Below are 23057 nucleotides of genomic sequence, written 5' to 3' on the forward strand. Positions count from 1 at the left end.
TTTTTGGTGCTGCTTTTCTCCTAGGCAAAATCAACCGGCCACCGGCGTTGGCTCCCGTTTGCTCGCCTGCCAGTTAGCGGCGATGGCTACGACCATGACCGTGACGCCGGCCACCTCCGTCCACAAGCTTGGGTAGAACACACCGACAATGGCGCCACCAATGGCCAAACGAGGCAGCCAAGACATACGCGTGAACAGGTAGCCTTCTAGCGAGGCCGCGAACGCACATAGCGCCAGTAGCGCGATGACTGCATTCCATACCACCACGAGCACCGGCCCGCCAATGATGATCTCCGGATTGAAGACCATGAACAGCGGAATCAGGTAGAGCCCCTTGGCAAACTTCCACGCTTGGAAGCCCGTCTCCATGGGTTTACTGCCGGCAATGGCCGCCCCCGCAAACCCCGCCAGGGCAATCGGTGGCGTGACGTTGGAGTCCTGGGAGTACCAAAAAACCACCAAGTGAGCGATCAACAGCGGCACACCGAACTCGGCGGTCAGCGCTGGCCCCACCAGCACGATCAGAACGATGTAGCTGGCAGTGACCGGTAACCCCATCCCCAAAATTAGGCTCGCCAACAGCACCAACAGCAGTGCCAGCACCAGGTTGCCACCGGAGAACGCCAGCATCATAGAGGAGAACTTCAGACCCAGGCCGGTCAAACCGACCACGCCGACGATGATACCGGCGACAGCGCAAGCCATGGAGACCGCCACGGCATTGCGCGCGCCCAACTCTAATCCCTGGACCAGCTTCACGAGCCCTGCCCACACGACCGATTTCGTGCGCTCGACCGTGACAGGCTGCCCCTGTTTGGGTGCCACGAAGAAGTACCATAATGCATAGCGCAAGACGGCCACCGCCACCATGGTGACGACCGCGTAATACCCCACGCGCATGGGCGACATGCTCATGGCCAGCAGCCATACCAGCACCGCCAGCGGCAGGAGGAAGTGCCAGCCATCTTTCATGACTTGGCGCATTTGGGGCAGCTCGCTCTTGGCCATGCCCTGCATGCCTTGTTTCAAGGCAATGATGTGGACGAACAGATAGACCGTCGCAAAGTACATGATCGCCGGCAGAATGCTGATTTTGACGATCTCTAAATAAGGCGTATTGGTATATTCGGCAATCAAGAAGGCACCCGCGCCCATCAGCGGCGGCATGATTTGCCCGCCGGTGGAGGCGGCCGCTTCGATGCCCCCCGCCTGCTTCGGCTGGTAGCCTAGTTTCTTCATCAGCGGAATGGTGAACGCGCCGGTGGTGACCACGTTGGCAATGGCGCTGCCCGAAATCGATCCCATACCCGCCGAGGCCAGAACGGCCGCTTTGGCCGGACCGCCGCGCTGGCGTCCAGTGGCAGCGTAAGCCATATCGATGAAAAACTTACCGGCACCCGTACTTTCCAAAAAAGCACCGAAGAGGACGAAAATGAAGATATAGGTAGCGGCAACTCCCAGCGGCAGGCCAAAAATGCCCTCTTGGCCCAGGTAAAGCTGCCCGGCCACGCGGTCGAGGCTGTAACCACGGTGCTCCATGATGCCGGGCATCCACTCGCCAAGCCAGGGAAGCTCCCCACGGGGGCCGGCAAACGCATAAACGATAGCGAGCAAGCCAATCACCGTCATACCAAAACCCACCGCGCGGCGGCTGGCCTCGAGTACGGTGACCGTGGCAATACAGGCAACCAAAATATCGGTCTGGTTCCAGAACCCGGCGCGACTGAAGATGGCATCCAAGTTGAACACCAAGTAGCCACCCGTGATCAGCGCACCGGCAAAGAAGACCAGGTCGATTCCCCAGCCCACGATGCCGCGCTTACGATTTGGCCCAAAGGCCGGAAACATCAAAAAGGCCAATAGCATGATCAGCGCTAGGTGAATGCTGCGCTGATAAAATAGGCCCAGCGGCTGAATACCCGCCGAGTAGAGTTGGAATAACGACAGTCCCACCGCCACGATGGTGATACACCATAAAACGAAGCGGGGTTGAATCGCATTGCCGCCCGGCATCACAGTCGGCGGTGGCGTGGATTCGTTCATGAAGTCCTCGGAAGCATAAGCTAACTTTGGGGGTTAACACCCACTTAATTTTTATGAAAAGCGACATCGATCGGCGCACTTATGAGGTGTTTGGCTAACGACACTCAACGCGATGACAAGGCTATCGTGACGCGTTGGCCAGCCGCTCGCTCACTCAGGCTCACGGTGGGATGCTCGCCATCTGGCCACATGACGCGGTGATTGACGGCCGTCGAGCCGACCCGTAGTACGTAGCGATTGTTCGCCACTGGCTCGTCGATGGCATTGATCCAGTAACCGCCCTGGCCGTCCGACACCTGCTCGCCGCGCCCGAAAATGTGCCCAAGCCCAGCGGCAAAATCCGGTTGGTGGCTGCGCTCGAGCTGCATCGTGCCACCCGCGTTGCGGTAACAGTCCAACACCGTAAAGTGCTCGACAGAGTGCTGCCACTGGATGCACCAGCGGCTGCCCTGCGGCGCGGCTGCATCTACGAGCGTGTCGCCCTGCTCGGTCACGACCCGCAGATGCCAAGACGCAGTCGCCGAAGCGGGGGAGGCCCCCGCTTCGGCGAACAAACCACTCATCAGTAAGAGCGCCATCAGTCGTCGTTGCCACTGCATGGCACGGCTCCTAATGGGTTACGGACGCAGACGGTCCGGGATCTCAGCGCCAACTTCTTCGAAGTAGCGAAGCGCGCCCGGATGCAGCGGTACCGGCGTAGAGTTCATAGTGAACTCGATGGTGGTGTCATTGGCAGCCGGGTGGACAGCAATCAGCTCATCGGTGTTTTCGAACAGCAGCTGAGTCAACTGGTAGGCCAGCTCTTCGTCCATATCGGCGTTGACGACCAGCACGTTAGGGATACCGATGGTCTGTACCGCCTCGTCCATACCGTCGTACATGCCCGCCGCCAGCTCGTAAGGTGCAAAGACCGCTTCCTCTTCCTGAGCGTTGGCGATCTCTTCATCCGACAGGCTAATCAGGCGAATGTCGCGGGTCGCGGCGAGGTTGAGAATGGAGCTGGTGGGCGGCCCAACGCTCCAGAAACCGGCATCGATATCGCCATCACGAATGGCGTCAGCGGTTTCGTTGAAGTTAAGACGTTGGGGCGTGAAGTCTTCATAGCTCACGCCGTTGGCTTCTAGCAGAGCACGGGCGTTCAGCTCGGTGCCGCTACCCGGTGCGCCTACAGAGACACGCTTACCGGCCAGGTCGGCAATGCTCTGAATGTCAGACTCTGCCAGAGTGACGAGCTGCACGGCATTGGGATACACCGACGCCAGCGCGCGGGTGTTCTCGATCTGGCGGCCTTCGAAATCGCCGGTGCCGGTATAAGCTTGGTAGACCGTATCGGCCAACGCCAGCGCCATATCGGCGTCGCCACGCATGATCAAGCCCATGTTCTCGACCGAGGCGCCGGTCACTTCAGCCGTCGCTTGAGCACCTTCGATATGGTTGTTGATCATTTCGGCAAAGCCACCGCCGATGGGGTAGTAAACGCCGCCAGTACCGCCCGTGGCAATCGAGAGCTGCTGCGCGCTGGCAGGCAGCGCCACGGCGAGCATGGAGGCGGCGACGGTATATTTTAGAGTTCGCATGAGCGTTTCCTCCGTCCTACTTGGACTTATAGGTATGGTTGACGTAAAGGAGGTGTGAAGCCCCAGCCCCAGGCTGGTGTTGCCAGCCTTTGGAGCGGTGGACAGAAGTTAGCACGGCTGGCGCGTAAGATGCTAATCCAGCGCCATGCGGCTTTTTATTTCAACAGCGCTTTGACGTGCTCGACGATATGCGCCCCGATAGGTAGCGCCGACGTGGCTGCCGGCGACGGTGCATTGCCAATGTTCACCGTGCGCTTGGTGTTCACGAACAAAAAGTCGTCCACCAGCTTGCCATCATTAGAGACCGCCTGGGCGCGCACCCCCGCGGGATAAGGCGTAAGATCGTCGAGCGTCAGGCTGGGACAGTACTTACGCACCAGCTCGAGATAGCCACGCTTGTAGAGCGAGTTCTTCATTTCGATGAGCCCCGGCTTCAAGTGTTTACCTAACACCTTCAAGATACCAGGGTGGGTGAACATCTGGCCCATGTCACTCAGCGACATGTCCTGTTTGCGGTAGCCCTCGCGTTTTAATGCCAACACGGCATTCGGCCCCACGGTGACCGTGCCATCGATCATCCGCGTCAGGTGAACGCCCAAAAACGGCATGGCAGGATCGGGAATAGGGTAAATCAGATGGTTGACGATTTGGTTGTGGCGCTCGGGTAGTCGATAGTACTCACCGCGGAAGGGGCAAATCGTAAAGCCAGGGTCTTTGCCCAGCATGCGGATGACGCGATCGGCCATCAGTCCCGAGCAAGAGACGAGGTAACGACCGCTGAAAGCGCCCTTTTGGGTCGTCACCACTACCTCGTTGGTACGCTCTTCCAACCCGGTCACGCAGTGGTCAAAGCGGATCTCACCGCCAAGGCGGGTAAACTCCGCCGCCATGGCACGGGTCACCTCGGCGTAGTTCACAATGCCACTCGAAGGCACGTAAATCCCCGCCACGCCGGTGATATTGGGCTCACGCTCTTTGAGTGCCTCGGCCTCTAGCCATTCACGCTCCAGTCCGTTGGCGGCGGTGCGCTCCCACAGCGCCTCCATGCGCTGTTTTTCGAGTGCATTGGTGGCTACCAACAGTTTGCCGCAGATGTCGTAAGGTACGTTGTGCTGGTCGCAGAACGCCCGAGTAGCGCGATTGCCTTCCAAGCAGAACGTCGCTTTCAGGCTGCCCGGCGTGTAGTAGACCCCCGCATGAATCACACCGCTATTGTGACCGGTTTGATGCTGGGCCGCTCCCGACTCTTTCTCGATCACCAAAAGGCGCTTATCTGGGTACGCCTGTTGCAGCTGCATGGCGGTGGAAAATCCCAAAATACCACCGCCTACAATGATGAAATCCCACATGAATGTCGTTACCTGTGCCAAATTTTCAAAATTTATTGATAATAGCCGCTATTCAGCGTTGACCGCCACGCCCCTACATTGGTCTAAGCCACATTGGTTCAAGGAGTTCCCATGGAGCATGAAGCCCCGCGTCAAAACCTCGCGATGAGCGCCTACCAATCGCTCAAGCATGACATCACTCGCGGCCGCTACGCGCCTGAAGAGAAGCTCTTGATGAGCCGCTTGAAAGCGTATTACGGGGTGAGCACCGGGCCGCTGCGCGAAGCCCTTTCACAGCTGGTGGCCGACCGTTTGGTGGTCGCCATCAGTCAACGCGGCTACCGAGTGGCCGCCATGTCGCTGGCCGAGCTGAACGATATCTACGATGCCCGCGCCCAGTTGGAAGGGCTGATTTTGCGCTTGGCGATCGAGCGCGGCGATGACGATTGGGAAGCCAACGTACTGGCGACCGCCCACCGGCTAGCCAAAGTGACCGAGGTCAGCTCCCCCGACGAGCTGCTGGATGGTTGGGATTTGCGCCACAAAGCGTTTCACACCGCCATCGCCAGCGGCTGTAACTCGCCGCACCTGCTGCAAATGCGCGACACCCTCTTCGATCAGGTGGAGCGCTACCGCCATTTATGGCTGAAAGAGACCGTCATGTCGCCTCAAGCCCTTGAAATCAAACGCCAAGAACACGCCACGCTGGTGGACGTCATTCTCGCCCGCAATGCCGAACAGGCCGCTAACCTGATGCGCGACCACCTAATGACGCCAGTCCCCATCATTACCCGGGTACTCCAAGCCCGTGGCATCGATTAAAATCTTCGTTTTAAAAAAATGTAGAAATTTTTAAATAACGGCGATACATTGGGCTCAACACGATCATCTTTCGGAGTTCACGCCATGACACGCTTCAACTGGGACGACCCGCTTCTACTGGAAAGCCAGCTCACCGACGAAGAGCGCCAGATCCGCGATGCCGCCCATGACTACTGCCAGGAAAACCTGCAGCCTCGGGTACTCAGCGCCTTCCGTGAAGAGCGTTTCGACCGCGAGATCATGAACGAGATGGGCGAGCTGGGTCTGCTAGGTGCCACGGTGTCTCCGGAGTACGGCGGTGCGGGCGTCAACCATGTGGCTTATGGCCTAATCGCCCGCGAAGTAGAGCGTGTCGATTCCGGCTACCGCTCGGCCATGAGCGTCCAGTCGTCGCTGGTGATGTACCCCATCGAAGCCTACGGCTCCGAAGAGCAGAAGCATAAGTACCTGCCTAAGCTTGCCAGCGGCGAGATGGTCGGCTGCTTTGGCCTGACCGAACCCGACCATGGCTCCGACCCAGGCTCCATGATTACCCGTGCGGAAAAGGTCGATGGCGGTTACCGCCTGACCGGCGCGAAAATGTGGATCACCAACAGTCCGATTGCCGACATTGCCGTGGTATGGGCGAAATCTGCCGCCCACGACAACCAGATCAAAGGGTTCATCGTCGAGCGTGGCACTGAAGGCTTCTCCACCCCGAAAATCGAAGGCAAGGTCTCTCTGCGCGCCTCCATCACCGGCGAGATCGTGTTGGACAACGCTTTCGTGCCCGAAGAGAACCTGCTGCCTAACGTAAGCGGCCTGAAAGGCCCCTTCGGCTGTTTGAACAAAGCCCGCTACGGCATCGCTTGGGGCGTGATGGGCACCGCCGAGTTCTGCTGGCACGCTGCCCGTCAGTACACCCTCGACCGTAAACAGTTTGGCCGCCCGCTGGCCGCCAACCAGCTGATCCAGAAGAAGCTGGCCGACATGCAGACCGAAATCACCCTGGGCTTACAAGCCGCTCTGCAGGTGGGCCGCCTGATGGACAGCGGTAACTGGGCGCCGGAAATGATCTCGCTGATCAAGCGCAACAACTGCGGTAAAGCCCTGGATATCGCTCGCGTGGCCCGCGACATGCACGGTGGAAACGGTGTCTCCGACGAGTACGGCGTGATTCGTCACATGGTGAACCTGGAGTCCGTGAATACCTATGAAGGTACTCATGATGTGCACGCCCTGATTCTGGGCCGCGCGCAAACCGGCATCCAGTCGTTCTTCTAAATTCGTAGCTACTCAGCGAGGCACCCGATGAGCACAGCCGCCAAGCCCCTAGCAGGCATTAAAGTACTCGATATCTCTCGGGTACTAGCAGGCCCTTGGTGTGGGCAGATGCTGGCCGACATGGGTGCCGAGGTGATCAAGATCGAGCGCCCTCAAAGCGGCGATGATACCCGCCACTGGGGGCCGCCCTGGCTCTCCGGCAGCACGGAATCGGCCTATTACCTGTGCGCCAATCGCGGTAAGCGTTCGGTGACGGTGGATATGGCCAAGCCCGAAGGCCAAGCGCTGATCAAGCAGCTCGCCGCGCAGTCGGACGTGCTGCTCGAGAACTTCAAGGTGGGCGGGCTGAAAAAGTATGGCCTGGACTACGCGAGCCTGAAAGCACTCAATCCCGGCTTGGTCTACTGCTCCATCACCGGCTTTGGCCAGGAAAGCCCTTACGCCCACCGGGCGGGCTACGACTTCATGATCCAAGCCATGGGCGGCCTCATGAGCCTGACCGGTAAACCGGACAGTGAATCCGGGGGCGGCCCGGTCAAGGTGGGGGTCGCCATCACCGATATTTTTACCGGCCTGTACGCCGCCAATGCGGTGCTGGCGGCCCTCTACCAACGCCGCGATAGTGGCAAAGGCTGCCATATCGATCTGGCACTCATGGATGTGCAGGTGGGCGTGTTGGCCAATCAGGCGTTGAACTACCTGACGTCTGGCCAGGTGCCCCAACGTCTGGGTAATGCACACCCCAACATCGTGCCCTATCAAGCCTTTGCCACGGCCGATGGTCATATGATCGTGGCAGTCGGTAATGACGAGCAGTTCAGACGCTTCTGCCAGGTGATCGACCAGCCGCAGCTCGCTCAAGACGAGCGCTTCGCCACCAACGGCAGCCGAGTTCAGCATCGCGACACCTTGATACCGCTTCTGGAATTGGCACTTGGCGCACAACCTACCGATACTTGGCTTTCGGCCTTCGAGGCCGTGGGCGTGCCCTGCGGGCCGATCAATACCCTGGATCGCGTGTTCGACGACCCCCATGTCAAAGCACGCGGATTGAAACAAACGTTGCCCCATTCCCAGGCAGGTGAGGTCAACCTCGTAGCCAATCCGATCCGCATCAACGGCGAATCGATCAGTGCCACGACAGCGCCGCCCACGCTTGGCGAGCACACGGACAGCGTGCTGGATGCCATCGGCATCAGCGATGAGCAGCGCCTAGCGCTTCGCCAAGCGGGCATAATCTAATCAGACGCTATTGGCGGCAAACGAGCCTACCGCCCCGCTTCTCAAAACGCCCTTCGGGGCGTTTTTTATTGGGAGGAAAGCGTTCACCTCATCGCCCACTTCGCTATACAAAACCTATACAGACATGACATAAGCCGCTAGACTGGCGATATCTTCTCTGTTGATACCTGTCTAACAAAGCACGGACATACTCGGGCTTTTGACAATCAAGGTGAGCGGTATTGCCGCCACGTTAGCGAGCGCAAGCGAACATGTCAGGAGACGTTATGGGTAACTGCGCGCGGGTAAATGGCACGTGTAAACGCTGCGAGGGAGCGCTCCCTTTTGATTTCACGATGGCGTTTCAACCCATCGTGGACGTTGCCCTGGCACGCGTGACGACCCACGAAGCCTTGGTTCGAGGCATCAATGGCGAGTCGGCTTGGAGTGTCATTTCCCAAGTCACCGATGACCTACTCTACCGCTTTGATCAATCCTGCCGAGTCAAAGCCATCGAGCTTGCCAGTGAACTAAGTATGGAAACGGATCTTTCCATCAACTTTCTTCCCAATGCCGTATACGAACCGGAAGCATGTATTCAGGCAACGCTAGAAGTCTCGCAGCGAGTCGGCTGGCCAACCGACAAGCTCATTTTCGAGATCACCGAAACCGAGCGTGTGCGCGACCGGCAACACCTCTGCAACATCATCGACGCCTATCGCTCCATGGGCTTCAAAACCGCTCTCGATGACTTCGGTAACGGCTATGCCAACCTGGACCTGCTCACCGACCTCGCCCCGGACAAGCTGAAAATCGATCGCGAACTGGTGATACAGTGCGACCACGACCCTCGTCGTCAGGCGCTGCTGAATGCCATTATTGTGCTCGCCTCCGAACTCGACATGACGCTGATTGCCGAAGGTGTCGAGACCCGCGCTGAAGCCTTATGGCTTGCCCAGGCGGGGATTACACGTCAGCAGGGCTTCTTCTATGCCAAACCGGCGATCGGCAAGCTGGGCACCGAATTGACCACGCTGCTCGAGGCGCTGCGGTCAGAGTCCCAGCGACGCACGGAGAGCTGAATGACCAGCATGAGCACGGACCATCTCTACCAACTGGTGAACCGTTCCAAACGGAATACGGAGAACGTCATCAAAACGGCGCCTCTCGGTATCTGCATTACCGATCCTCACGGGTATTTCGAGATGGTCAATCCGGCCTACTGTCAATTTTACGGCTATCGAGAAGAGGAGCTGATTGGCCAGCACTTCACGCTCGTGGTGCCTGAGGCGTACCGCGCCCAAATGCGTCAACTCCACGATGAGTTCATCCACGGCGAGGAGACCCATGAACTGCGTCAGGAGTGGGAAGTGCGCTGCAAGAATGGCGAAGCCCGCACCATCATCGCCGAAGCTGCCCGTATCGAGGGCGACGATGGTCAATCGCGCAAAGTCACCTTCATCGTCGATATCACCCAGCGCAAGCAGCTCGAGGAGCGCTTGAAACAGGCCAACGAACGTTTGGAGTATTTGGCCCACCATGACGAGCTCACTGGGCTGCTCAACCGTCGCCAAGGCCTCGCCAAACTCGAAGAGGCGATCGAGCGCTCTCGCCGTTACGGCAACCCGCTCAGCATCGTGCTGTTCGATCTCGACGATTTCAAGAACATCAATGACACCTACGGCCACAGTACCGGCGACAGCGTTCTACAAGCGCTGACGCAGGTCGTCAATCAACAGCTGCGAGAGACCGACTTCCAAATACGTCTTGGCGGCGAAGAGTTCTTGATCATCATGCCAGAAGTCGATGCCGATTCGGCCCGTATCGCCATGGAGCGCATTCGCCAAGAAGTCGCGCGAACGCCCTACACCGAACATGCGCTAACCGTCACGCTATCGGCGGGCATCGCATGCTACATTGAAGCCTCGAGTACTCGAATGCTTGATCGCGCCGATAAAGCGATGTATCAGGCCAAACAAGCCGGGCGCAACCGGGTTGTCATCGCACCGTCACCTGTGTGATCAACGCTATTGCGCACTATGCTAAAGCAACACCCTATCCTAAAAGGAGCTGAGTCATGAGCAATGCCGAGCTTAACGAACTAAAGCAGAAATACGTCGCGGCGGGCGCTGCAAGCCCCGCTACCGCCTTTGCGGATCGCGCCGAAAACGCTGAGATCTGGGACGCCGACGGCAACCGCTTCATCGACTTCGCAGGCGGCATTGGCGTGTTGAACGTGGGGCATCGGCATCCAAAAGTCGTGGCCGCCGTCAAAGCCCAATTAGATAAGGTGATGCATACCTGCCAAACGGTCATGCCTTATGAAGGCTACGTCAAAGTGGCCGAGAAGCTGAGCCACATCGTTCCTGTGCGTGGCCACGCCAAAGTGATGCTGGCCAACTCTGGTGCCGAAGCGCTGGAAAACGCAGTAAAAATTGCCCGCGCCGCCACCGGCCGCTCTAATGTCATCTGTTTCGACGGCGGCTATCATGGCCGGACCTTCTACACCATGGCCATGAACGGTAAGGTCGCGCCCTACCAAACCGATTTCGGCCCGATGCCCGGCACCGTCTTCCGCGCCCCCTACCCGGTGCCTTATCACGGTGTCAGTGAAGACGAAGCGATTCGCGGCCTGAAAATGGCGCTGAAAACCGACGCCAACCCGAAAGACACCGCCGCGATCATTCTGGAGCCGGTGCTGGGTGAAGGTGGTTTCTATCCGGCCCCGAAGAGCTTCTTGGAAAAGATCCGCGAAATTTGCGATGAGCACGGTATGCTGATGATCATCGATGAAGTGCAGTCGGGCTTTGGTCGTACCGGCAAGATGTTCGCCATCGAGCACAGCGGCGTCGAGCCGGACATGATGACCATGGCCAAGAGCATGGCCGACGGCATGCCGATCTCTGCCGTGGTCGGTACCGATAAAATCATGGATGCCTCAGGCCCGAACTCCCTGGGCGGCACCTATACCGGTAGCCCCACTGCGTGTGCAGCGGCGCTGGCCGTCATGCAAGTCTTCGAAGAAGAGAACATTCTCGAGAAGAGCCAAGCGGTGGGTGAAAAGCTGGCTCAGCGCTTCGGTGGCTGGCAGAGCAAATTCGACTGCATCGACAACGTGCGCAACATGGGTGCCATGGCCGCGTTCGAACTCGTCAACAACAAAACCGACCGCACGCCAAACCCAGACCTGGCCGCTGCGCTGTGCAAGAAAGCCCGCGAAGAGGGGCTGATCCTGCTCTCCTGCGGTATGTACGGCAACACCATTCGCTTCTTGATGCCCGTCACCATTGAAGATGACGTGTTGAATGAAGGCCTGGATATCATCGAGTCCTGCCTGGAATCACTGATCTAAGCGTTCGATACGAGCCACAGCGCCGCCTCTAAGGGCGGCGCTGTCGTTTGTGCACGGCGTATCTCGTCAGATGAACAGGGGAACCGGCCTACTGACCCACGCGAACACCCTCTCCTTCTTATGTACACGTCGCTGCAGCTTTAGCATCACAGAAAACACGCGATACTGTCGGACATGTTGATGTCAATCACGACTCCTCTATTGAACGCCTCTTGCAATACGTTATAACATATCAAAACAACACAACGGAGATTCGATCATGCCAACACTTGCTAACAAGAAGTCCTGCGCGATGGCGCTAAGCATTGCGATCCTAGCCAGCGCCCCGCATGCCTTTGCTAATCACGATCACGACCATCACCACGATGATGGTGAAGCCCATGCGCATGACCATGACCATGACCATGACCATGACCATGACCATGACCACAATCATAGCCACGATCACGACCAGGGCCATGCGCATGACAACGATATTTACGCGGGCTATTTCGACGATGCGCAAATTGCCGATCGCGCGCTTTCCGACTGGGAAGGCGACTGGCAATCCGTATATCCCTATTTACTTGACGGCACTCTAGACCCCGTCTTCGCGCATAAAGCCGAACAAGGCGATAAAACTGCCGAAGAGTACAAAGCCTACTACGACACCGGTTATGCCACCGATGTCGAGCGGATCGTGATCGATGGCAGCAGCGTCACCTTCTTTGCCAACGGCGAGTCGATGACCGGCGACTACCAGTACGATGGCTACGAGATCTTGAATTACGAGGCCGGTAACCGAGGCGTTCGCTTCATCTTCGAACTAGCAGACGACGCCAGCGAAGATGCGCTCCCCCACTATATTCAGTTCAGCGACCACAGCATCTATCCGACGGATGCAGGCCACTACCACTTGTATTGGGGAGATGATCGTGAAGCGCTGCTGGAGGAGTTGACCCACTGGCCGACCTACTATCCTTCGTCGCTCAGTGGCGAAGAGATCGTCGACGAAATGTTGGCTCACTGACGGTTTAGCCCGACACTCGCCATCCCCGAGCGCTGGCCACTACGCCAGCGCTCTCTTCATCTATCCTTTCACTCCCACCATTCACTATAGGCACCCGCGTCATGGGCATGCAGACTCTCGGCATGCACCACTTTTAGCCGGAACCCCGACACACCTGGCGCTTGGCGCAGCGTGGTGTCCAGCCGCCGTGCGGCATCCTCGCAGAACATCAGGTTCTGCCCGTTGGCCAAGGCAAACGCCTGCTCGTCGATGCGCTTGACGGCGGTTTGCAGTGCCGTACCTAAGGCTCGCTCTACCCGGTCGATCATGTTCTCCATGAACGTTTCTATCGAGATGGCAGCGTCGTCCGTCGTGGCAAGGCGAAGCGTGAGGTGAGCCACGCTACGCTGGCTATGGGGCGTCGCCAAGATGCCCTCTTCACTGCCCAGCCACGCCAATACCGCCGACTTGCTCAGCGATATGTCCTCAAAGTCCTCTTCGAAGGCTTGCTGAATCAACTGCCGCGCCAAAGCAGCCGAGCATGGGCATGTCGAAGAGTAGCCCACCTCGAGATCGAGCGCCGATTGAAACCCATCGGGGGACAACTCGCAGCGCAACGTGAAGGGGTAGTACTTCCACCCCGAGAGCGGACTAATCAGCGCGGCGCGCTCGAGCGGTAACTCCCCTGCGATGCTGAGGTAGGCGTGCTGGGACAGCCCCTCCTGGCTGGCTAAAAAACGCTCGAGCACGCTCTGCACCAACCCTAGGGAGAGCGGCGTCTGCTCCAGGGGTGCCAACCCCAGATAAAGCCGCGACATATGAATGCCCCGGGCCTCTTTCGCGTCGAGGCTGACCGTGGCATCGAGCTTGGCAGCAACGCGCTGGGTGCCGAGCAGTACCGGCATCGCGATGCCCTCCATCCCCACACGGGTCAACGTGCCCTGCGAATTAGGGGCTTGCTTGGCGACATCGGGCATGGTGGAAACGATCATGGAGTAACCTCTTGAGCGGCGGTAAAAAAGCGGTAGAGTCCTGCGACGGTATCGGGCGACACGTTCTGGGTAATGAAAACGAAGCGGGAGACACGATCACCCACACTGGCCTTGGGCAGCGGCGCCGGCGGGTGAAAAATATGCTGCACGCCGTGCAGTGCCAGCGGGGCTTCTCTGTCGGTCAGGTGTACCACGGCTTTCATGCGCAGCATCTTTTCGCCCATCAGGGACATCAACAAGTTCAGCCACTCTTCCAAGGCGTCCGGCTCGATCGGCTCGTTCACACTAAAGCAGAAGGAGTGGATGCCATCGCCATGCTGGACCGCGTTGGCCTGCGAGTTGGCAAAAGCCCCCTTGTACTGCTCCACCGGATGTAACTCGTAACGGCTGGCGCTAAGCCATTGAGCCACTTGGAACGCTTGGCTTTCTTCCGAGTAAAGCCCCGCGCCCACCAGTAGATCGGCCGACAGTTCGCCGTTGACCACCTGCCACTGCTCGGCGGCAGGGTTGAGTTTGGCCAAGCGATTCGCTAGGCGGGAAACCTGCTCGTCGCTCGCGAAGTCGGTCTTGGTGATCAGCAGCTTTTCCGCCACGGCGGCTTGCTGCTGCGCCTCCTGGTGGGCATCCAACGTAGCAACCCCATTGACCGCATCCACGCAGCACACCACGCTATCCAGCCTGAATCGGTGTGCTAACCAGTGATCCGTCATCAACAGTTGGAGCAGAGATGTTGGCTCGGCCAGCCCAGTGGTTTCGATCACCACGCGGGCGGGCAGTGGCTTGCCTTGCGCCTCCAAGCCATCGCACGCTTGCTGCAAGGTGCGGCTGAGATCCCCCCGTAGCGTGCAGCACAAACAGCCGCTGCTCATCTCGATCACCGCCTGCTCATCGCTGTGGGTAATGAGCTGGTGGTCGAGCCCGATAGCACCGAACTCGTTGATCACCACCAGGGTGTTGTGCATGGAGCTTTGGTGTACCCAGCGGTTGAGCAGCGTGGTTTTACCGCTGCCCAGAAAGCCCGTGAGTAGGTTGAGGGGCGTTAACGATGGTTCCTGCATATGCCCTACCCCCACCTTGCTTTGCGGTAATGGTGCTCGTGCTGCTCCTGGCGCTCTTTCGCTTCGATACAGAGCTTGGCGGTGGGCCGAAACATCAGCCTGGCCAAGCCGATGGGCTCTCCGGTTTCGTCGCAGTAGCCGTAGTCGCCGCTTTCGATACGTTTCAACGCGGCGGCGATACTATTGAGCAGACGGCTCTCGCGATCGGCTTGCCGCAACGCCAAACTCAGCTCCTCCTCGAACGCCGCTTGATCGGCTTCGTCGCTGTCACGCTCATGAGAAGCAATGACGCGCCGGATCTCCTGTAGATGCGCTTCTATTTCGTCGCGCTCCTCCAGCAACCGCTGACGGAAAAAGGCGAGCTGTTCGTCGTTCATATAGTCGCTGTCGGGCATCGCCAGGAGCTTATCTGCCCAGGCTTTATCAGCCTTTCTCGGGCGCGTGTCGGCGGGGTTGCCTTGATCTGGCATAGCGTCATCCCATCCAAAATAGTACGTTATAAAGTCACACTAAATAGTCAGCGATCATGGGTGCCCCTCGGCGCTCATGCGCTGCCGAGTCGTTTGTAAAGAGACTCCTAGCGCTAGGCGGGATCGATACTCATCAACAGGCGCTTACTACCGCTCTCCAGTGCCGGGCTTCGATGCACCAGCCCCCGCTCTTCGCTGCCGATCCAGCCGCTGCCCTTGATCAAACCGATATCGCCGGGCGAGAGGCGCCGGACTGCCGCACTGTCGGTGGCAATCTCGGGTTTATCGGGGTGCGGCGCCCCCAGCCCTTTACGATTGATGGCGTCCTCCGGCAACCACTCGCTACCTGGGCCCACATAGGTCGTGACGAGCCGCACCGGCAGGTTGTCGCAGTGAAAGCGGGGGCACATGGCACCATCAAACAAGCGCAGGCGAAGACCGACGGTACGCGTTTCGAATAGGAAGGCCATCGCTTCAGCAATGGTGGCGATGTCGTCCACCAGCGGCTTGGCTGCTTCGGGTGCGGGAAGCTGACGCAGCAGGTCCGCCACCATGGCATCGTCGGGCTGCCCCAACCAGCTATATTGCCAGGCGCGCTCCGTTCGGCACTGAGCTTGGGCACTCAAGGCGATCTCAGCGGGCATGGGGCGTTCGAAAATCGCGATATTCACGGCCTCTTCGAAAATACGCGGTAACACGCTAATGTCCTGACCAATGGCCGCGTGCGCAGGCCATGCGTCAGCGGGGGATACATAAGAAACGGGCGACGACATCATGTGAACTCCGATAGTGTGAGAAATCGATGGAGACGGCCACACGCTCGCACCGGGGCAGACGGCCGACCGCTGCCAGCACGGCGGCGTTAACGCATGGGAAAGCGCTCTGGCTCGAGCGCAAAGCGCTGGCGAACGAACCGCCAGCCCTGTGAGATCAGCGTTGACAGCATGAACAGCAGGGCGGCGAGCGAGACGATGGTAGGGCCGGTCGGCGTATCGAGGAGATAGGCGCTTTTCAGCCCTCCCGCCACCGACAGCATGGCCACCCCCATGGCAAGCAGCGCCATGGTCTCGGGCGTGCGACAAAACGGACGTGCCGTGGCGGCGGGTATGATCAGCAGAGCGGCGATCAGCAGAACACCGACGACCTTCAACGCCACGGCAACGACCAGGGCCAACGCCAGAGTGAGCACTAACTGTTCACGACGCGGCTGAAGTCCGCAGGCGTAGGCCAGCTCTTCGCTGAGCGTGGCGGCCAGTAAAAAGGGCCACCGCCAGCACAGCAGCAGCAACACCAACGCCACGCCGCCGCCGATCACCCACAAATCCTGTTTACCGACGGCCAGAATATCGCCGAACAGATACGCGTGAAGGTCGATACGCACTCCGCTGAGAAACGACACGGCGACCAGCCCAATCGCCAGCGCCGAGTGGGCCATCACGCCGAGCAACGTATCCATGGCGTAGCCACGGCCGCTCAGCAGGGAAACACTGGTGGCCATTAACAGTGCCACCGCCAGTACGCCGAGGAAAATCGAGATATTCATCAACAGCGCTAGCGCCACGCCCAGAATGGCCGCGTGGGCCGTTGCATCGCCGAAGTACGCCATACGCCGCCACACCACGAAACAGCCCAGCGGAGCGGCGGCCATCGCCACGAGGATGCCCGCCAACATGGCGCGCCACATGAAGTCATCCAGCATGGGCGGTCTCCTGGGGTTGGTGACGATAGAGCGTCAGCGTTTGTGCGGCCTGGTCACCGAACAACGAGCGATAATCCTGGGTCGAGGCCACGTGCTCGGGCTTGCCCTGGCAACAGACGCAGCGATTCAGACAAAGCACATGATCCGAGGTCTGCATCACCACGTGCAGGTCGTGGCTGACCATTAAAACGGCGCAGCCGTACGTGCGGCGAACGCTATCGATATGGCGATAAAACGCCGCCGTGCCCTGGTGGTCGAGGCCTTGCGTTGCCTCATCGAGAATCAAAATGTCGGGCTTGACCAGCAGCGCTCGCGCCAGTAGTACGCGCTGAAACTGTCCCCCTGACAGCTCGCTCATATTGGCCTGCCGCAGTGTCTCGGCACCGGCGTCTTCAAGGGCGCTATCGACCTCTTGACGTGAGTGGCGGCGCGGCAAGTTGATGAAGCGCTGGACCGTCATCGGTAGCGTAGGGTCCAGATGGAGCCGTTGGGGCACGTAGCCAATGCGCTGATTCGGAGCGATGGTAACGCTGCCCGAGGTGGGCTTCACCGCGCCCACCAGGGTTTTCACCAGCGTCGACTTTCCCGAGCCGTTGGGGCCAATCAACGTGAGTACCTGTTCACGAAACAAGTCGAGATGAATATTCTCGAGTATCTGCTGCCCACCGAAGCGAACGTTCAACTGACGAACGCTGAGTACCGCTTCACGATGGAGGGAAGATGCAAGTGACATCATTGACATCCGCTCTTGACGCATTTGTTATGTTATAACATAAATATAAAGACTAGCGATACTTGGATGTCCTTTCTTGTCTCGTTCACTCACCCTCGTCTCATCAGGAGCCCTCATGCCACACCGCTTTACGTACTTCGCGCTGCCATTACTAACGGCCTTTCCCTTAGCAGCCTCGGCGGAAGTGCCCCGCGTCGCGGTCGATATTCCCCCCGTTTACTCACTGGTATCGATCGTGATGGGCGACGTTGGCTCGCCCGAGCTGTTCATTCAGCCCGGCGCCTCTCCCCACGGCTATTCGCTGCGTCCCTCGGAAGCCAGCGCGCTGGACAGTGCGGATCTGGTGATATGGGTCAGCGGTGCGCTCACCCCTTGGCTGGAAGGGCCGGTGGACAATCTAGCGGGCGACGCTCGCCACCTAGAACTGATGGACGTTCCCGGCATCCACACGCTGGAATATCGCGAGGGGGCGACGTTTTCTCTAGACGGTGAGCCTGCACACGGCCATGACCATGATCACGAACACGGGCATGATCACGAGCACGAGCATGACTACGAGCACGGGCATGACCACGAACACGAGCATGACCACGGGCATGATCACCATGGCCATGATCATAGCCATACCGGCATGAACCCGCACGCTTGGCTCGCCCCTGGGAATGCGCGCCAATGGCTGGCGGCCATCGCCGAGCAGCTAAGCGAACTCGACCCGGACAACGCGGCGACCTACCGCGATAACGCCGAGCAGGGTCAAGAAGCACTGATCGCGCTCGAACAGCGCCTCCAGGAACGCTTGGCTAACAGCACGGACACCCGCTTCATCGTATTCCACGATGCGTACCAGTACTTCGAAGAAGCCTTTAACGTTCATGCTGCGGGGGCCATTTCCATCGGCGATGCATCCGCTCCCAGCCCGGCACGCATAAAGGCGTTACAGACGATCGTCAACGAAGAGAATATTCAGTGTGTCTTCAGCGAACCGCAGTTCAACCCGCAGATGGTCAACAACGTGTTTGGGGATACGTCGGCGTACTTGGGAGTAATGGATCCACTCGGCGTGGGCTTGACGCTGGATGCGGGACTGTACTCTGCATTACTGGAACAGCTAGCCGGTGAAATAACCAACTGCACGAGCGCTAAAAGTGAGTAATACTCGTCATTTGCCTAAGTGATCAAACGTAACGCTGCGTGCGAAGTGCTGAGCGCAGCGTTACGTGAGCCTCGGTAAGGAGCGATGACTCGACTACTCAACGACGGAGCGATGACATGAAGCGCGTCGCAGGCGCTGCAGTTGGCATGGCCTTGCTCATCGCACTCACGCTGTGCGTGGGCCTTTATCGCACCCTTCATGCGCCCGCGAGCGTGTCCGTGTTCAGCCCGATGGGCGATTACCTGATCGAAACGGTGAGAGTCTCAGGACTACTCGCCCCCTTGGGAGGCGTCGCTTACCTGCGTGTCATCGAGCGGGCAGCGCCCGCGAACGTTTACCGCACGCCCCTTTTCGACACTCAGCATATCGACTTTTCGACGACATCAGAGGATAGCCGCTATTTAGAGGCCATCGTTTGGGTGCGCTTCGATAAACAGATCCAGCGTTTCTTCATCGATATGCCGCAATGGCGCGACGATTGGCGAAACCGCTTCATCAGCAATACGCCCTTCGAAGCAGGCGGAAACGGCTAGGCCAACGGCATCATTTACCGTGGCCGCCGGTCGCCTTCCAGGAAGTTGGCGGTAAACACGGCTTTGCCGTGGGTCTCGAACGACCACTTCATCACGTCACTCAGCGCCACCATCACCTCATCGAACTCGCCAAATACCTGAGTGCTGATTCGGTTGGGGTGAACCTCCAGTCCGGTAGCCTCCAATCGTTGGACCACCTCTTTGACGACTGGCTTGAAATCATCGGCCAGCGGGTAGTAGCTCAGCTGTACGGAAAGGTACATATCGCCTCCTCGATCGGTTCTATGGCGCAGTTCGAAACTGCTGCCACGCGGCCAGTATGGCCGTACGCGTCTCTTCTGGATGCTCCATGGGGAACATGTGAGTCCCCGGCACCGTGCTGACCGGCAGCCCGCGACGAGCGATACGCTTGAGCCGCCCCGGCGTCATCAAGTGCGACTGCTGCCCCGCCACCAGTTGAATGGGCACACCCACGCGCTGCGGTAATTTGGAGAGGTGATCCGGCAAGTGGCGGAAAATCTCCAGCTCGATGTTGGGGTCGAAGGTCAGCTCGGCGCTGCCGTCGTCCAGTAGTCGCGTGCCTGCTTCAATGTAGTCGTTGAGTGCCTCGGGGGTAAAGCGACGGAAGAGACCACGGCGACGCAGCGAGGTCGCCATCGCCTCGCGGCTGGGCCACACGCTGCGACGCCCTTTGGTTTTACCCGCCGGTGTGATGCGATCCATCAATCCAAAGCGCTTGGCCGCTTTCATCGCCCAGGCATCCGGCCCCAGCATCAGCGGCGGGTCGAGCATGATCACACCGCGAAAACGCTCCGGCTGCTTGTCGGCAGCCATGGCCATCAGCGTGCCGCCCAACGAGTGCCCCACGCCCAGCAGTGGCGCGTCGGTCTCGGGCAGGTAACTGAGCAATTCATCCACCAAGTTGCTCCAGTTATGGTTCACTGGATAATCCGGGTGGTGGCCCAGGCGGTCCAGCGGGTGGACATCGAACGATTCTGCCAGTGGGTCTAACAGGCTGCGGTAGCTCAAGCCGGGAAAGCCGTTGGCATGGGCAAACACTAAGCGGGGGCGTTGGGTGGCATCGGCAGGCATGGCAGGCTCGCGGGTCGGCTAACGGGAAGGGGCGCTATCTATCATACGTCTGTTTTAACGCGGGCACCGAACCTCGTCAATCCATCCAAGGATTAACCGGCTAATTAAAACAGCGAGAGCTGCTGGGCAGCGGTTTCTTCCGCCAAGCGGTAGCCGACGCCCAGCAGGCGCACGGGGCGTGCGCCCCTCGCCCAGCCCACGTTGAGCAGTGTCTCAAACTGCTCCAGGTTAGGTGCGGGGTCGGCGTGTTCGACAGTGGTTTGGGTGAAGTCGTTGAACTTTACTTTCACCATCACCCCGCGCACGGCGGGGGCCGGGTCTAGGCGAGCGTAACGGCGCTCTAAATCGCTGATCAGCTCGGGGAGCTGCTGGCGGCAGGCGTCTAGGGTGGGTAAATCCTGGGAGTAGGTTTGCTCGGTGCTGATCGACTTGCGCTCGCGGTGGGTTTTGACCGGGCGCTCATCGCGCCCGTGGCTAAGTTCGTGTAGCCGATGACCAAAGCGGCCAAAGCGTTCCACCAGCTCGGTCAACGGCCGGGCGCGCAGATCCGCGCCGGTCTGAATGCCCAGCTCGGCGAGTTTTTCAGCGGTCCGCGGCCCCACGCCGTGGATCTTTTTCACCGGCAGCTGCTGCACGAAGGCGTCGATATCGTCAGGCGTGATGACAAAGAGACCATCGGGCTTGCGCCAGTCGCTGGCGATCTTGGCGAGAAACTTGTTGGGTGCCACGCCCGCCGAAACGGTAATACCCACTTCTTGCCTCACCCGCTGGCGAATGGCTTCGGCCATGCGGGTAGCGCTGCCGTGGTACAGCGTGACCTCCGAGACATCCAGAAAGGCTTCATCCAGCGACAGCGGCTCGATCAGCTCGGTCACATCGCGGTAGATGGCAAACACCTGGCGGGCAACATCTTTGTACTTCGCCATATCGCCCCGAATCACCGTGAGATGGGGGCAACGTTTGAGCGCCTGGGCCATGGGCATGGCGGAGTGAATACCGAACTTACGCGCCGGGTAGTTGCAGGTGGCAACCACCCCGCGCTGCTCCACACTGCCGCCAATGGCAATGGGGATATCGGTCAACGCGGGGTTATCGCGCATCTCGACCGCCGCATAGAAGCAGTCACAGTCGCAGTGGATGATTTTGCGCACAGGCCGACCTTGCCTCCGCCCTTACCTGTAAAAAAGCACAGTTTATCACAGGGGGCGAAGCATTCACGTACCACAAAAGGTGCGCAGCACCTGCTCGCTTTCCGTGGCCGGGGCGGCCAAGCGGCGCGCTTCTTCGGATTCATCGAAGGGCTGTGTGACCGCCGCGAGCAGGGTGTGAAAAGGCTCGAAATCGCCTTCTACCGCCGCATCGATCACCTCTTGGATTCGGTGGTTGCGGGGAATCACCACCGGGTTGGCGCGACGCATGACCTCCAGGCGCTCACTCTGCTGGCTGGCTTGCTGGGCGTTTTCCCAGTCGGCCAGCCAAGCGGTCAGGCCAGCGGGCTGCGTGGTCAGCGCCAGCAGCGCCTCTTTTTGGGAGTGGGCTGACGTGTCCGCGCTCAAGACTTGAGCATAGTGCGTCAACGCGTCGAACGTCGCGGTCATGTCCATGCGGCCTTGATGCATCTGGATCTCTAGCGCTTCCATCAGCGCCACGGCGCGATCGCTTTCCGGGGCAAGGCCCAGCTTGTCGGCATGCAGGCGGCGCTGCTCGGCGCCAAAACGTGCGGTAAAGCCGCGTAGCACCTCGGTGGCTTGCTCTACCGCAGCATCGCCCTCAACGCGCATCAGCGGAAGCAGGGTTTCGGCAAAACGAGCCAGGTTCCATTGGGCAATGCCAGGCTGATTGTCGAAGGCGTAGCGCCCGCCCTGGTCAATGGAGCTATACACCTTCTGCGGGTCGAACTGCTCCATAAACGCGCAGGGGCCGTAATCGATGGTTTCACCGGCAATGCTGCAGTTGTCGGTATTCATCACGCCGTGAATAAAGCCCAAGCTCATCCAACGCGCCACTAGCGCCGCTTGGCGGGCGGTCACCGCCTCCAACAGCGCCAGGTACGGATCGTCAGCATTGGCCGCCTCTGGGTAGTGGCGGGCAATCACATGGTCGGCCAGCGCTTTTAGCGCGTCTTCATCGCGGCGAACGGCGGCAAACTGGAACGTGCCCACGCGAATATGGCTGCTGGCCACGCGGGTCAGCACGGCTCCCGGCTCGGCCATTTGGCGCACCACGCGTTCGCCGGTTGAAACGGCAGCCAAGGCGCGAGTGGTAGGTACGCCCACGGCGGCCATGAACTCGCTCACCAGGTATTCGCGTAGCACCGGGCCAAGGGGCGCACGGCCGTCGCCACCGCGAGAAAACGGCGTGCGCCCGCTGCCTTTTAGCTGCACATCACGGCGCTCACCCTGCTGGTTCACCACTTCGCCCAACAACAGCGCGCGGCCATCGCCTAGCTGAGGCACGAAGTTACCGAACTGGTGCCCGGCGTAGCCCAACGCTCTAGGCTCGGCACCCGGCGGTAGCTGGTTACCGCTGAACCACTGGGCCAGCGTGGCGTCGTCGGGCCGCGTTTGCATGCCTAGCTGCGCGCCCAAGGCATCGTTGAAGGCGATCAGGCTGGGCTGGGCAACGGGCGTGGGCTGGCACGCCACCCACAGGGGTTCCGGCAAGGTGGCGAACTGATGTTCGAAAGACAGCACGGGCAACTCCGCTTTTCAATGAATGGCCTAAAGAATACCC

General features: G+C 59.4%; 23 protein-coding genes. 9 read left to right on the top strand and 14 right to left on the bottom strand.

What is annotated here, in order from left to right:
• Positions 1-30: 30 nt before the first annotated feature.
• The 4 genes from MHM37_RS02405 to lhgO form a co-directional block, all read right to left on the bottom strand.
• Entirely contained in the window at positions 31-2043 is a 2013-nt protein-coding gene (locus tag MHM37_RS02405; protein ID WP_139525122.1) for a TRAP transporter permease, read from the bottom strand.
• A gap of 104 nt (positions 2044-2147) precedes the next feature.
• Positions 2148-2642, bottom strand: a complete 495-nt coding sequence (locus MHM37_RS02410; protein WP_139525121.1) for a DUF1850 domain-containing protein — start codon at positions 2640-2642, stop codon at positions 2148-2150.
• An 18-nt stretch (positions 2643-2660) separates the two neighbouring features.
• Positions 2661-3620 (bottom strand): TAXI family TRAP transporter solute-binding subunit, encoded by a 960-nt coding sequence (locus MHM37_RS02415; protein WP_139525120.1) that lies wholly within the window; start codon positions 3618-3620, stop codon positions 2661-2663.
• 155 nt (positions 3621-3775) lie between these two features.
• Complete coding sequence (lhgO, locus tag MHM37_RS02420; protein ID WP_239295874.1) at positions 3776-4969, bottom strand: L-2-hydroxyglutarate oxidase; 1194 nt, start codon at positions 4967-4969, stop codon at positions 3776-3778.
• A gap of 111 nt (positions 4970-5080) precedes the next feature.
• On the opposite strand from lhgO, the gene csiR reads away from it, so the two are divergent.
• The 7 genes from csiR to MHM37_RS02455 all read left to right on the top strand — a co-directional run bounded on the left by csiR (position 5081) and on the right by MHM37_RS02455 (position 12615).
• The gene (gene csiR / locus MHM37_RS02425) at positions 5081-5770 is read left to right on the top strand and encodes a DNA-binding transcriptional regulator CsiR (protein ID WP_239295873.1); all 690 of its coding nucleotides are present in this window, start codon (positions 5081-5083) and stop codon (positions 5768-5770) included.
• 84 nt (positions 5771-5854) lie between these two features.
• Entirely contained in the window at positions 5855-7033 is a 1179-nt protein-coding gene (locus tag MHM37_RS02430) for an acyl-CoA dehydrogenase (protein WP_239295872.1), read from the top strand.
• 27 nt (positions 7034-7060) lie between these two features.
• Positions 7061-8275, top strand: a complete 1215-nt coding sequence (locus MHM37_RS02435) for a CaiB/BaiF CoA-transferase family protein (RefSeq protein ID WP_139525116.1) — start codon at positions 7061-7063, stop codon at positions 8273-8275.
• A 266-nt stretch (positions 8276-8541) separates the two neighbouring features.
• On the top strand, positions 8542-9336 hold the full coding sequence (locus tag MHM37_RS02440; protein WP_239295871.1) for an EAL domain-containing protein: 795 nt from the start codon (positions 8542-8544) through the stop codon (positions 9334-9336).
• A complete protein-coding gene (locus MHM37_RS02445) occupies positions 9337-10275 on the top strand; it encodes a sensor domain-containing diguanylate cyclase (protein WP_153842143.1) in 939 nt (312 codons plus the stop codon). It begins immediately after the preceding gene.
• Between the two features lie 56 nt (positions 10276-10331).
• Entirely contained in the window at positions 10332-11606 is a 1275-nt protein-coding gene (gabT, locus tag MHM37_RS02450) for a 4-aminobutyrate--2-oxoglutarate transaminase (RefSeq protein ID WP_219862931.1), read from the top strand.
• 259 nt (positions 11607-11865) lie between these two features.
• Complete coding sequence (locus MHM37_RS02455; protein WP_239295870.1) at positions 11866-12615, top strand: metal-binding protein ZinT; 750 nt, start codon at positions 11866-11868, stop codon at positions 12613-12615.
• A gap of 68 nt (positions 12616-12683) precedes the next feature.
• Here MHM37_RS02455 and folE2 read toward each other — a convergent pair whose 3' ends face one another.
• The 6 genes from folE2 to MHM37_RS02485 all read right to left on the bottom strand — a co-directional run bounded on the left by folE2 (position 12684) and on the right by MHM37_RS02485 (position 17549).
• Positions 12684-13586: a GTP cyclohydrolase FolE2 gene (gene folE2, locus MHM37_RS02460; RefSeq protein WP_239295869.1), complete on the bottom strand. Its 903-nt coding sequence runs from the start codon at positions 13584-13586 to the stop codon at positions 12684-12686.
• Entirely contained in the window at positions 13583-14644 is a 1062-nt protein-coding gene (locus MHM37_RS02465; protein WP_239295868.1) for a GTP-binding protein, read from the bottom strand. The genes folE2 and MHM37_RS02465 overlap by 4 nt, the downstream gene beginning before the upstream one ends.
• Positions 14645-14649: 5 nt before the next feature.
• Positions 14650-15114: an RNA polymerase-binding protein DksA gene (dksA, locus tag MHM37_RS02470; RefSeq protein WP_239295867.1), complete on the bottom strand. Its 465-nt coding sequence runs from the start codon at positions 15112-15114 to the stop codon at positions 14650-14652.
• 113 nt (positions 15115-15227) lie between these two features.
• A complete protein-coding gene (locus MHM37_RS02475; RefSeq protein ID WP_343218239.1) occupies positions 15228-15890 on the bottom strand; it encodes a DUF1826 domain-containing protein in 663 nt (220 codons plus the stop codon).
• A gap of 86 nt (positions 15891-15976) precedes the next feature.
• Positions 15977-16813: a metal ABC transporter permease gene (locus MHM37_RS02480; RefSeq protein WP_239295866.1), complete on the bottom strand. Its 837-nt coding sequence runs from the start codon at positions 16811-16813 to the stop codon at positions 15977-15979.
• Positions 16803-17549, bottom strand: coding sequence for a metal ABC transporter ATP-binding protein (locus tag MHM37_RS02485; RefSeq protein WP_239295865.1), 747 nt, complete (start codon positions 17547-17549; stop codon positions 16803-16805). Before MHM37_RS02485 ends, MHM37_RS02480 begins: the two co-directional genes overlap by 11 nt.
• Positions 17550-17661: 112 nt before the next feature.
• Between MHM37_RS02485 and MHM37_RS02490 the strand changes: the two genes are divergently transcribed.
• Positions 17662-18699, top strand: coding sequence for a zinc ABC transporter substrate-binding protein (locus MHM37_RS02490; RefSeq protein ID WP_239295864.1), 1038 nt, complete (start codon positions 17662-17664; stop codon positions 18697-18699).
• A gap of 116 nt (positions 18700-18815) precedes the next feature.
• Positions 18816-19232, top strand: coding sequence for a hypothetical protein (locus MHM37_RS02495; protein WP_239295863.1), 417 nt, complete (start codon positions 18816-18818; stop codon positions 19230-19232).
• 14 nt (positions 19233-19246) lie between these two features.
• On the opposite strand, the gene MHM37_RS02500 is transcribed toward MHM37_RS02495, so the two are convergent.
• The 4 genes from MHM37_RS02500 to MHM37_RS02515 all read right to left on the bottom strand — a co-directional run bounded on the left by MHM37_RS02500 (position 19247) and on the right by MHM37_RS02515 (position 23017).
• Entirely contained in the window at positions 19247-19495 is a 249-nt protein-coding gene (locus tag MHM37_RS02500) for a YkoF family thiamine/hydroxymethylpyrimidine-binding protein (protein ID WP_239295862.1), read from the bottom strand.
• Between the two features lie 19 nt (positions 19496-19514).
• Entirely contained in the window at positions 19515-20324 is an 810-nt protein-coding gene (locus tag MHM37_RS02505) for an alpha/beta hydrolase (RefSeq protein ID WP_239295861.1), read from the bottom strand.
• 104 nt (positions 20325-20428) lie between these two features.
• On the bottom strand, positions 20429-21475 hold the full coding sequence (gene dinB, locus MHM37_RS02510) for a DNA polymerase IV (protein ID WP_239295860.1): 1047 nt from the start codon (positions 21473-21475) through the stop codon (positions 20429-20431).
• Between the two features lie 63 nt (positions 21476-21538).
• On the bottom strand, positions 21539-23017 hold the full coding sequence (locus MHM37_RS02515; RefSeq protein ID WP_239295859.1) for a YdiU family protein: 1479 nt from the start codon (positions 23015-23017) through the stop codon (positions 21539-21541).
• Between the last annotated feature and the right edge of the window lie 40 nt (positions 23018-23057).

This window comes from Halomonas sp. MMH1-48 (genome assembly GCF_022348105.1).
Lineage (GTDB): Bacteria > Pseudomonadota > Gammaproteobacteria > Pseudomonadales > Halomonadaceae > Vreelandella > Vreelandella piezotolerans.

What these genes read in the sequence shown, in the direction of transcription:
- MHM37_RS02455 (WP_239295870.1), top strand. Translation starts at nt 11,866, where the DNA reads ATGCCAACACTTGCTAACAAGAAGTCCTGCGCGATGGCGCTAAGCATT.
- lhgO (WP_239295874.1), bottom strand. Translation starts at nt 4,969, where the DNA reads ATGTGGGATTTCATCATTGTAGGCGGTGGTATTTTGGGATTTTCCACC.
- csiR (WP_239295873.1), top strand. Translation starts at nt 5,081, where the DNA reads ATGGAGCATGAAGCCCCGCGTCAAAACCTCGCGATGAGCGCCTACCAA.
- dksA (WP_239295867.1), bottom strand. Translation starts at nt 15,114, where the DNA reads ATGCCAGATCAAGGCAACCCCGCCGACACGCGCCCGAGAAAGGCTGAT.
- MHM37_RS02405 (WP_139525122.1), bottom strand. Translation starts at nt 2,043, where the DNA reads ATGAACGAATCCACGCCACCGCCGACTGTGATGCCGGGCGGCAATGCG.
- folE2 (WP_239295869.1), bottom strand. Translation starts at nt 13,586, where the DNA reads ATGATCGTTTCCACCATGCCCGATGTCGCCAAGCAAGCCCCTAATTCG.
- MHM37_RS02430 (WP_239295872.1), top strand. Translation starts at nt 5,855, where the DNA reads ATGACACGCTTCAACTGGGACGACCCGCTTCTACTGGAAAGCCAGCTC.
- MHM37_RS02475 (WP_343218239.1), bottom strand. Translation starts at nt 15,890, where the DNA reads ATGATGTCGTCGCCCGTTTCTTATGTATCCCCCGCTGACGCATGGCCT.
- MHM37_RS02445 (WP_153842143.1), top strand. Translation starts at nt 9,337, where the DNA reads ATGACCAGCATGAGCACGGACCATCTCTACCAACTGGTGAACCGTTCC.
- MHM37_RS02415 (WP_139525120.1), bottom strand. Translation starts at nt 3,620, where the DNA reads ATGCGAACTCTAAAATATACCGTCGCCGCCTCCATGCTCGCCGTGGCG.
- MHM37_RS02435 (WP_139525116.1), top strand. Translation starts at nt 7,061, where the DNA reads ATGAGCACAGCCGCCAAGCCCCTAGCAGGCATTAAAGTACTCGATATC.
- MHM37_RS02490 (WP_239295864.1), top strand. Translation starts at nt 17,662, where the DNA reads ATGCCACACCGCTTTACGTACTTCGCGCTGCCATTACTAACGGCCTTT.
- MHM37_RS02505 (WP_239295861.1), bottom strand. Translation starts at nt 20,324, where the DNA reads ATGCCTGCCGATGCCACCCAACGCCCCCGCTTAGTGTTTGCCCATGCC.
- MHM37_RS02500 (WP_239295862.1), bottom strand. Translation starts at nt 19,495, where the DNA reads ATGTACCTTTCCGTACAGCTGAGCTACTACCCGCTGGCCGATGATTTC.
- MHM37_RS02485 (WP_239295865.1), bottom strand. Translation starts at nt 17,549, where the DNA reads ATGATGTCACTTGCATCTTCCCTCCATCGTGAAGCGGTACTCAGCGTT.
- MHM37_RS02495 (WP_239295863.1), top strand. Translation starts at nt 18,816, where the DNA reads ATGAAGCGCGTCGCAGGCGCTGCAGTTGGCATGGCCTTGCTCATCGCA.
- MHM37_RS02410 (WP_139525121.1), bottom strand. Translation starts at nt 2,642, where the DNA reads ATGCAGTGGCAACGACGACTGATGGCGCTCTTACTGATGAGTGGTTTG.
- MHM37_RS02480 (WP_239295866.1), bottom strand. Translation starts at nt 16,813, where the DNA reads ATGCTGGATGACTTCATGTGGCGCGCCATGTTGGCGGGCATCCTCGTG.
- gabT (WP_219862931.1), top strand. Translation starts at nt 10,332, where the DNA reads ATGAGCAATGCCGAGCTTAACGAACTAAAGCAGAAATACGTCGCGGCG.
- MHM37_RS02465 (WP_239295868.1), bottom strand. Translation starts at nt 14,644, where the DNA reads ATGCAGGAACCATCGTTAACGCCCCTCAACCTACTCACGGGCTTTCTG.
- MHM37_RS02440 (WP_239295871.1), top strand. Translation starts at nt 8,542, where the DNA reads ATGGGTAACTGCGCGCGGGTAAATGGCACGTGTAAACGCTGCGAGGGA.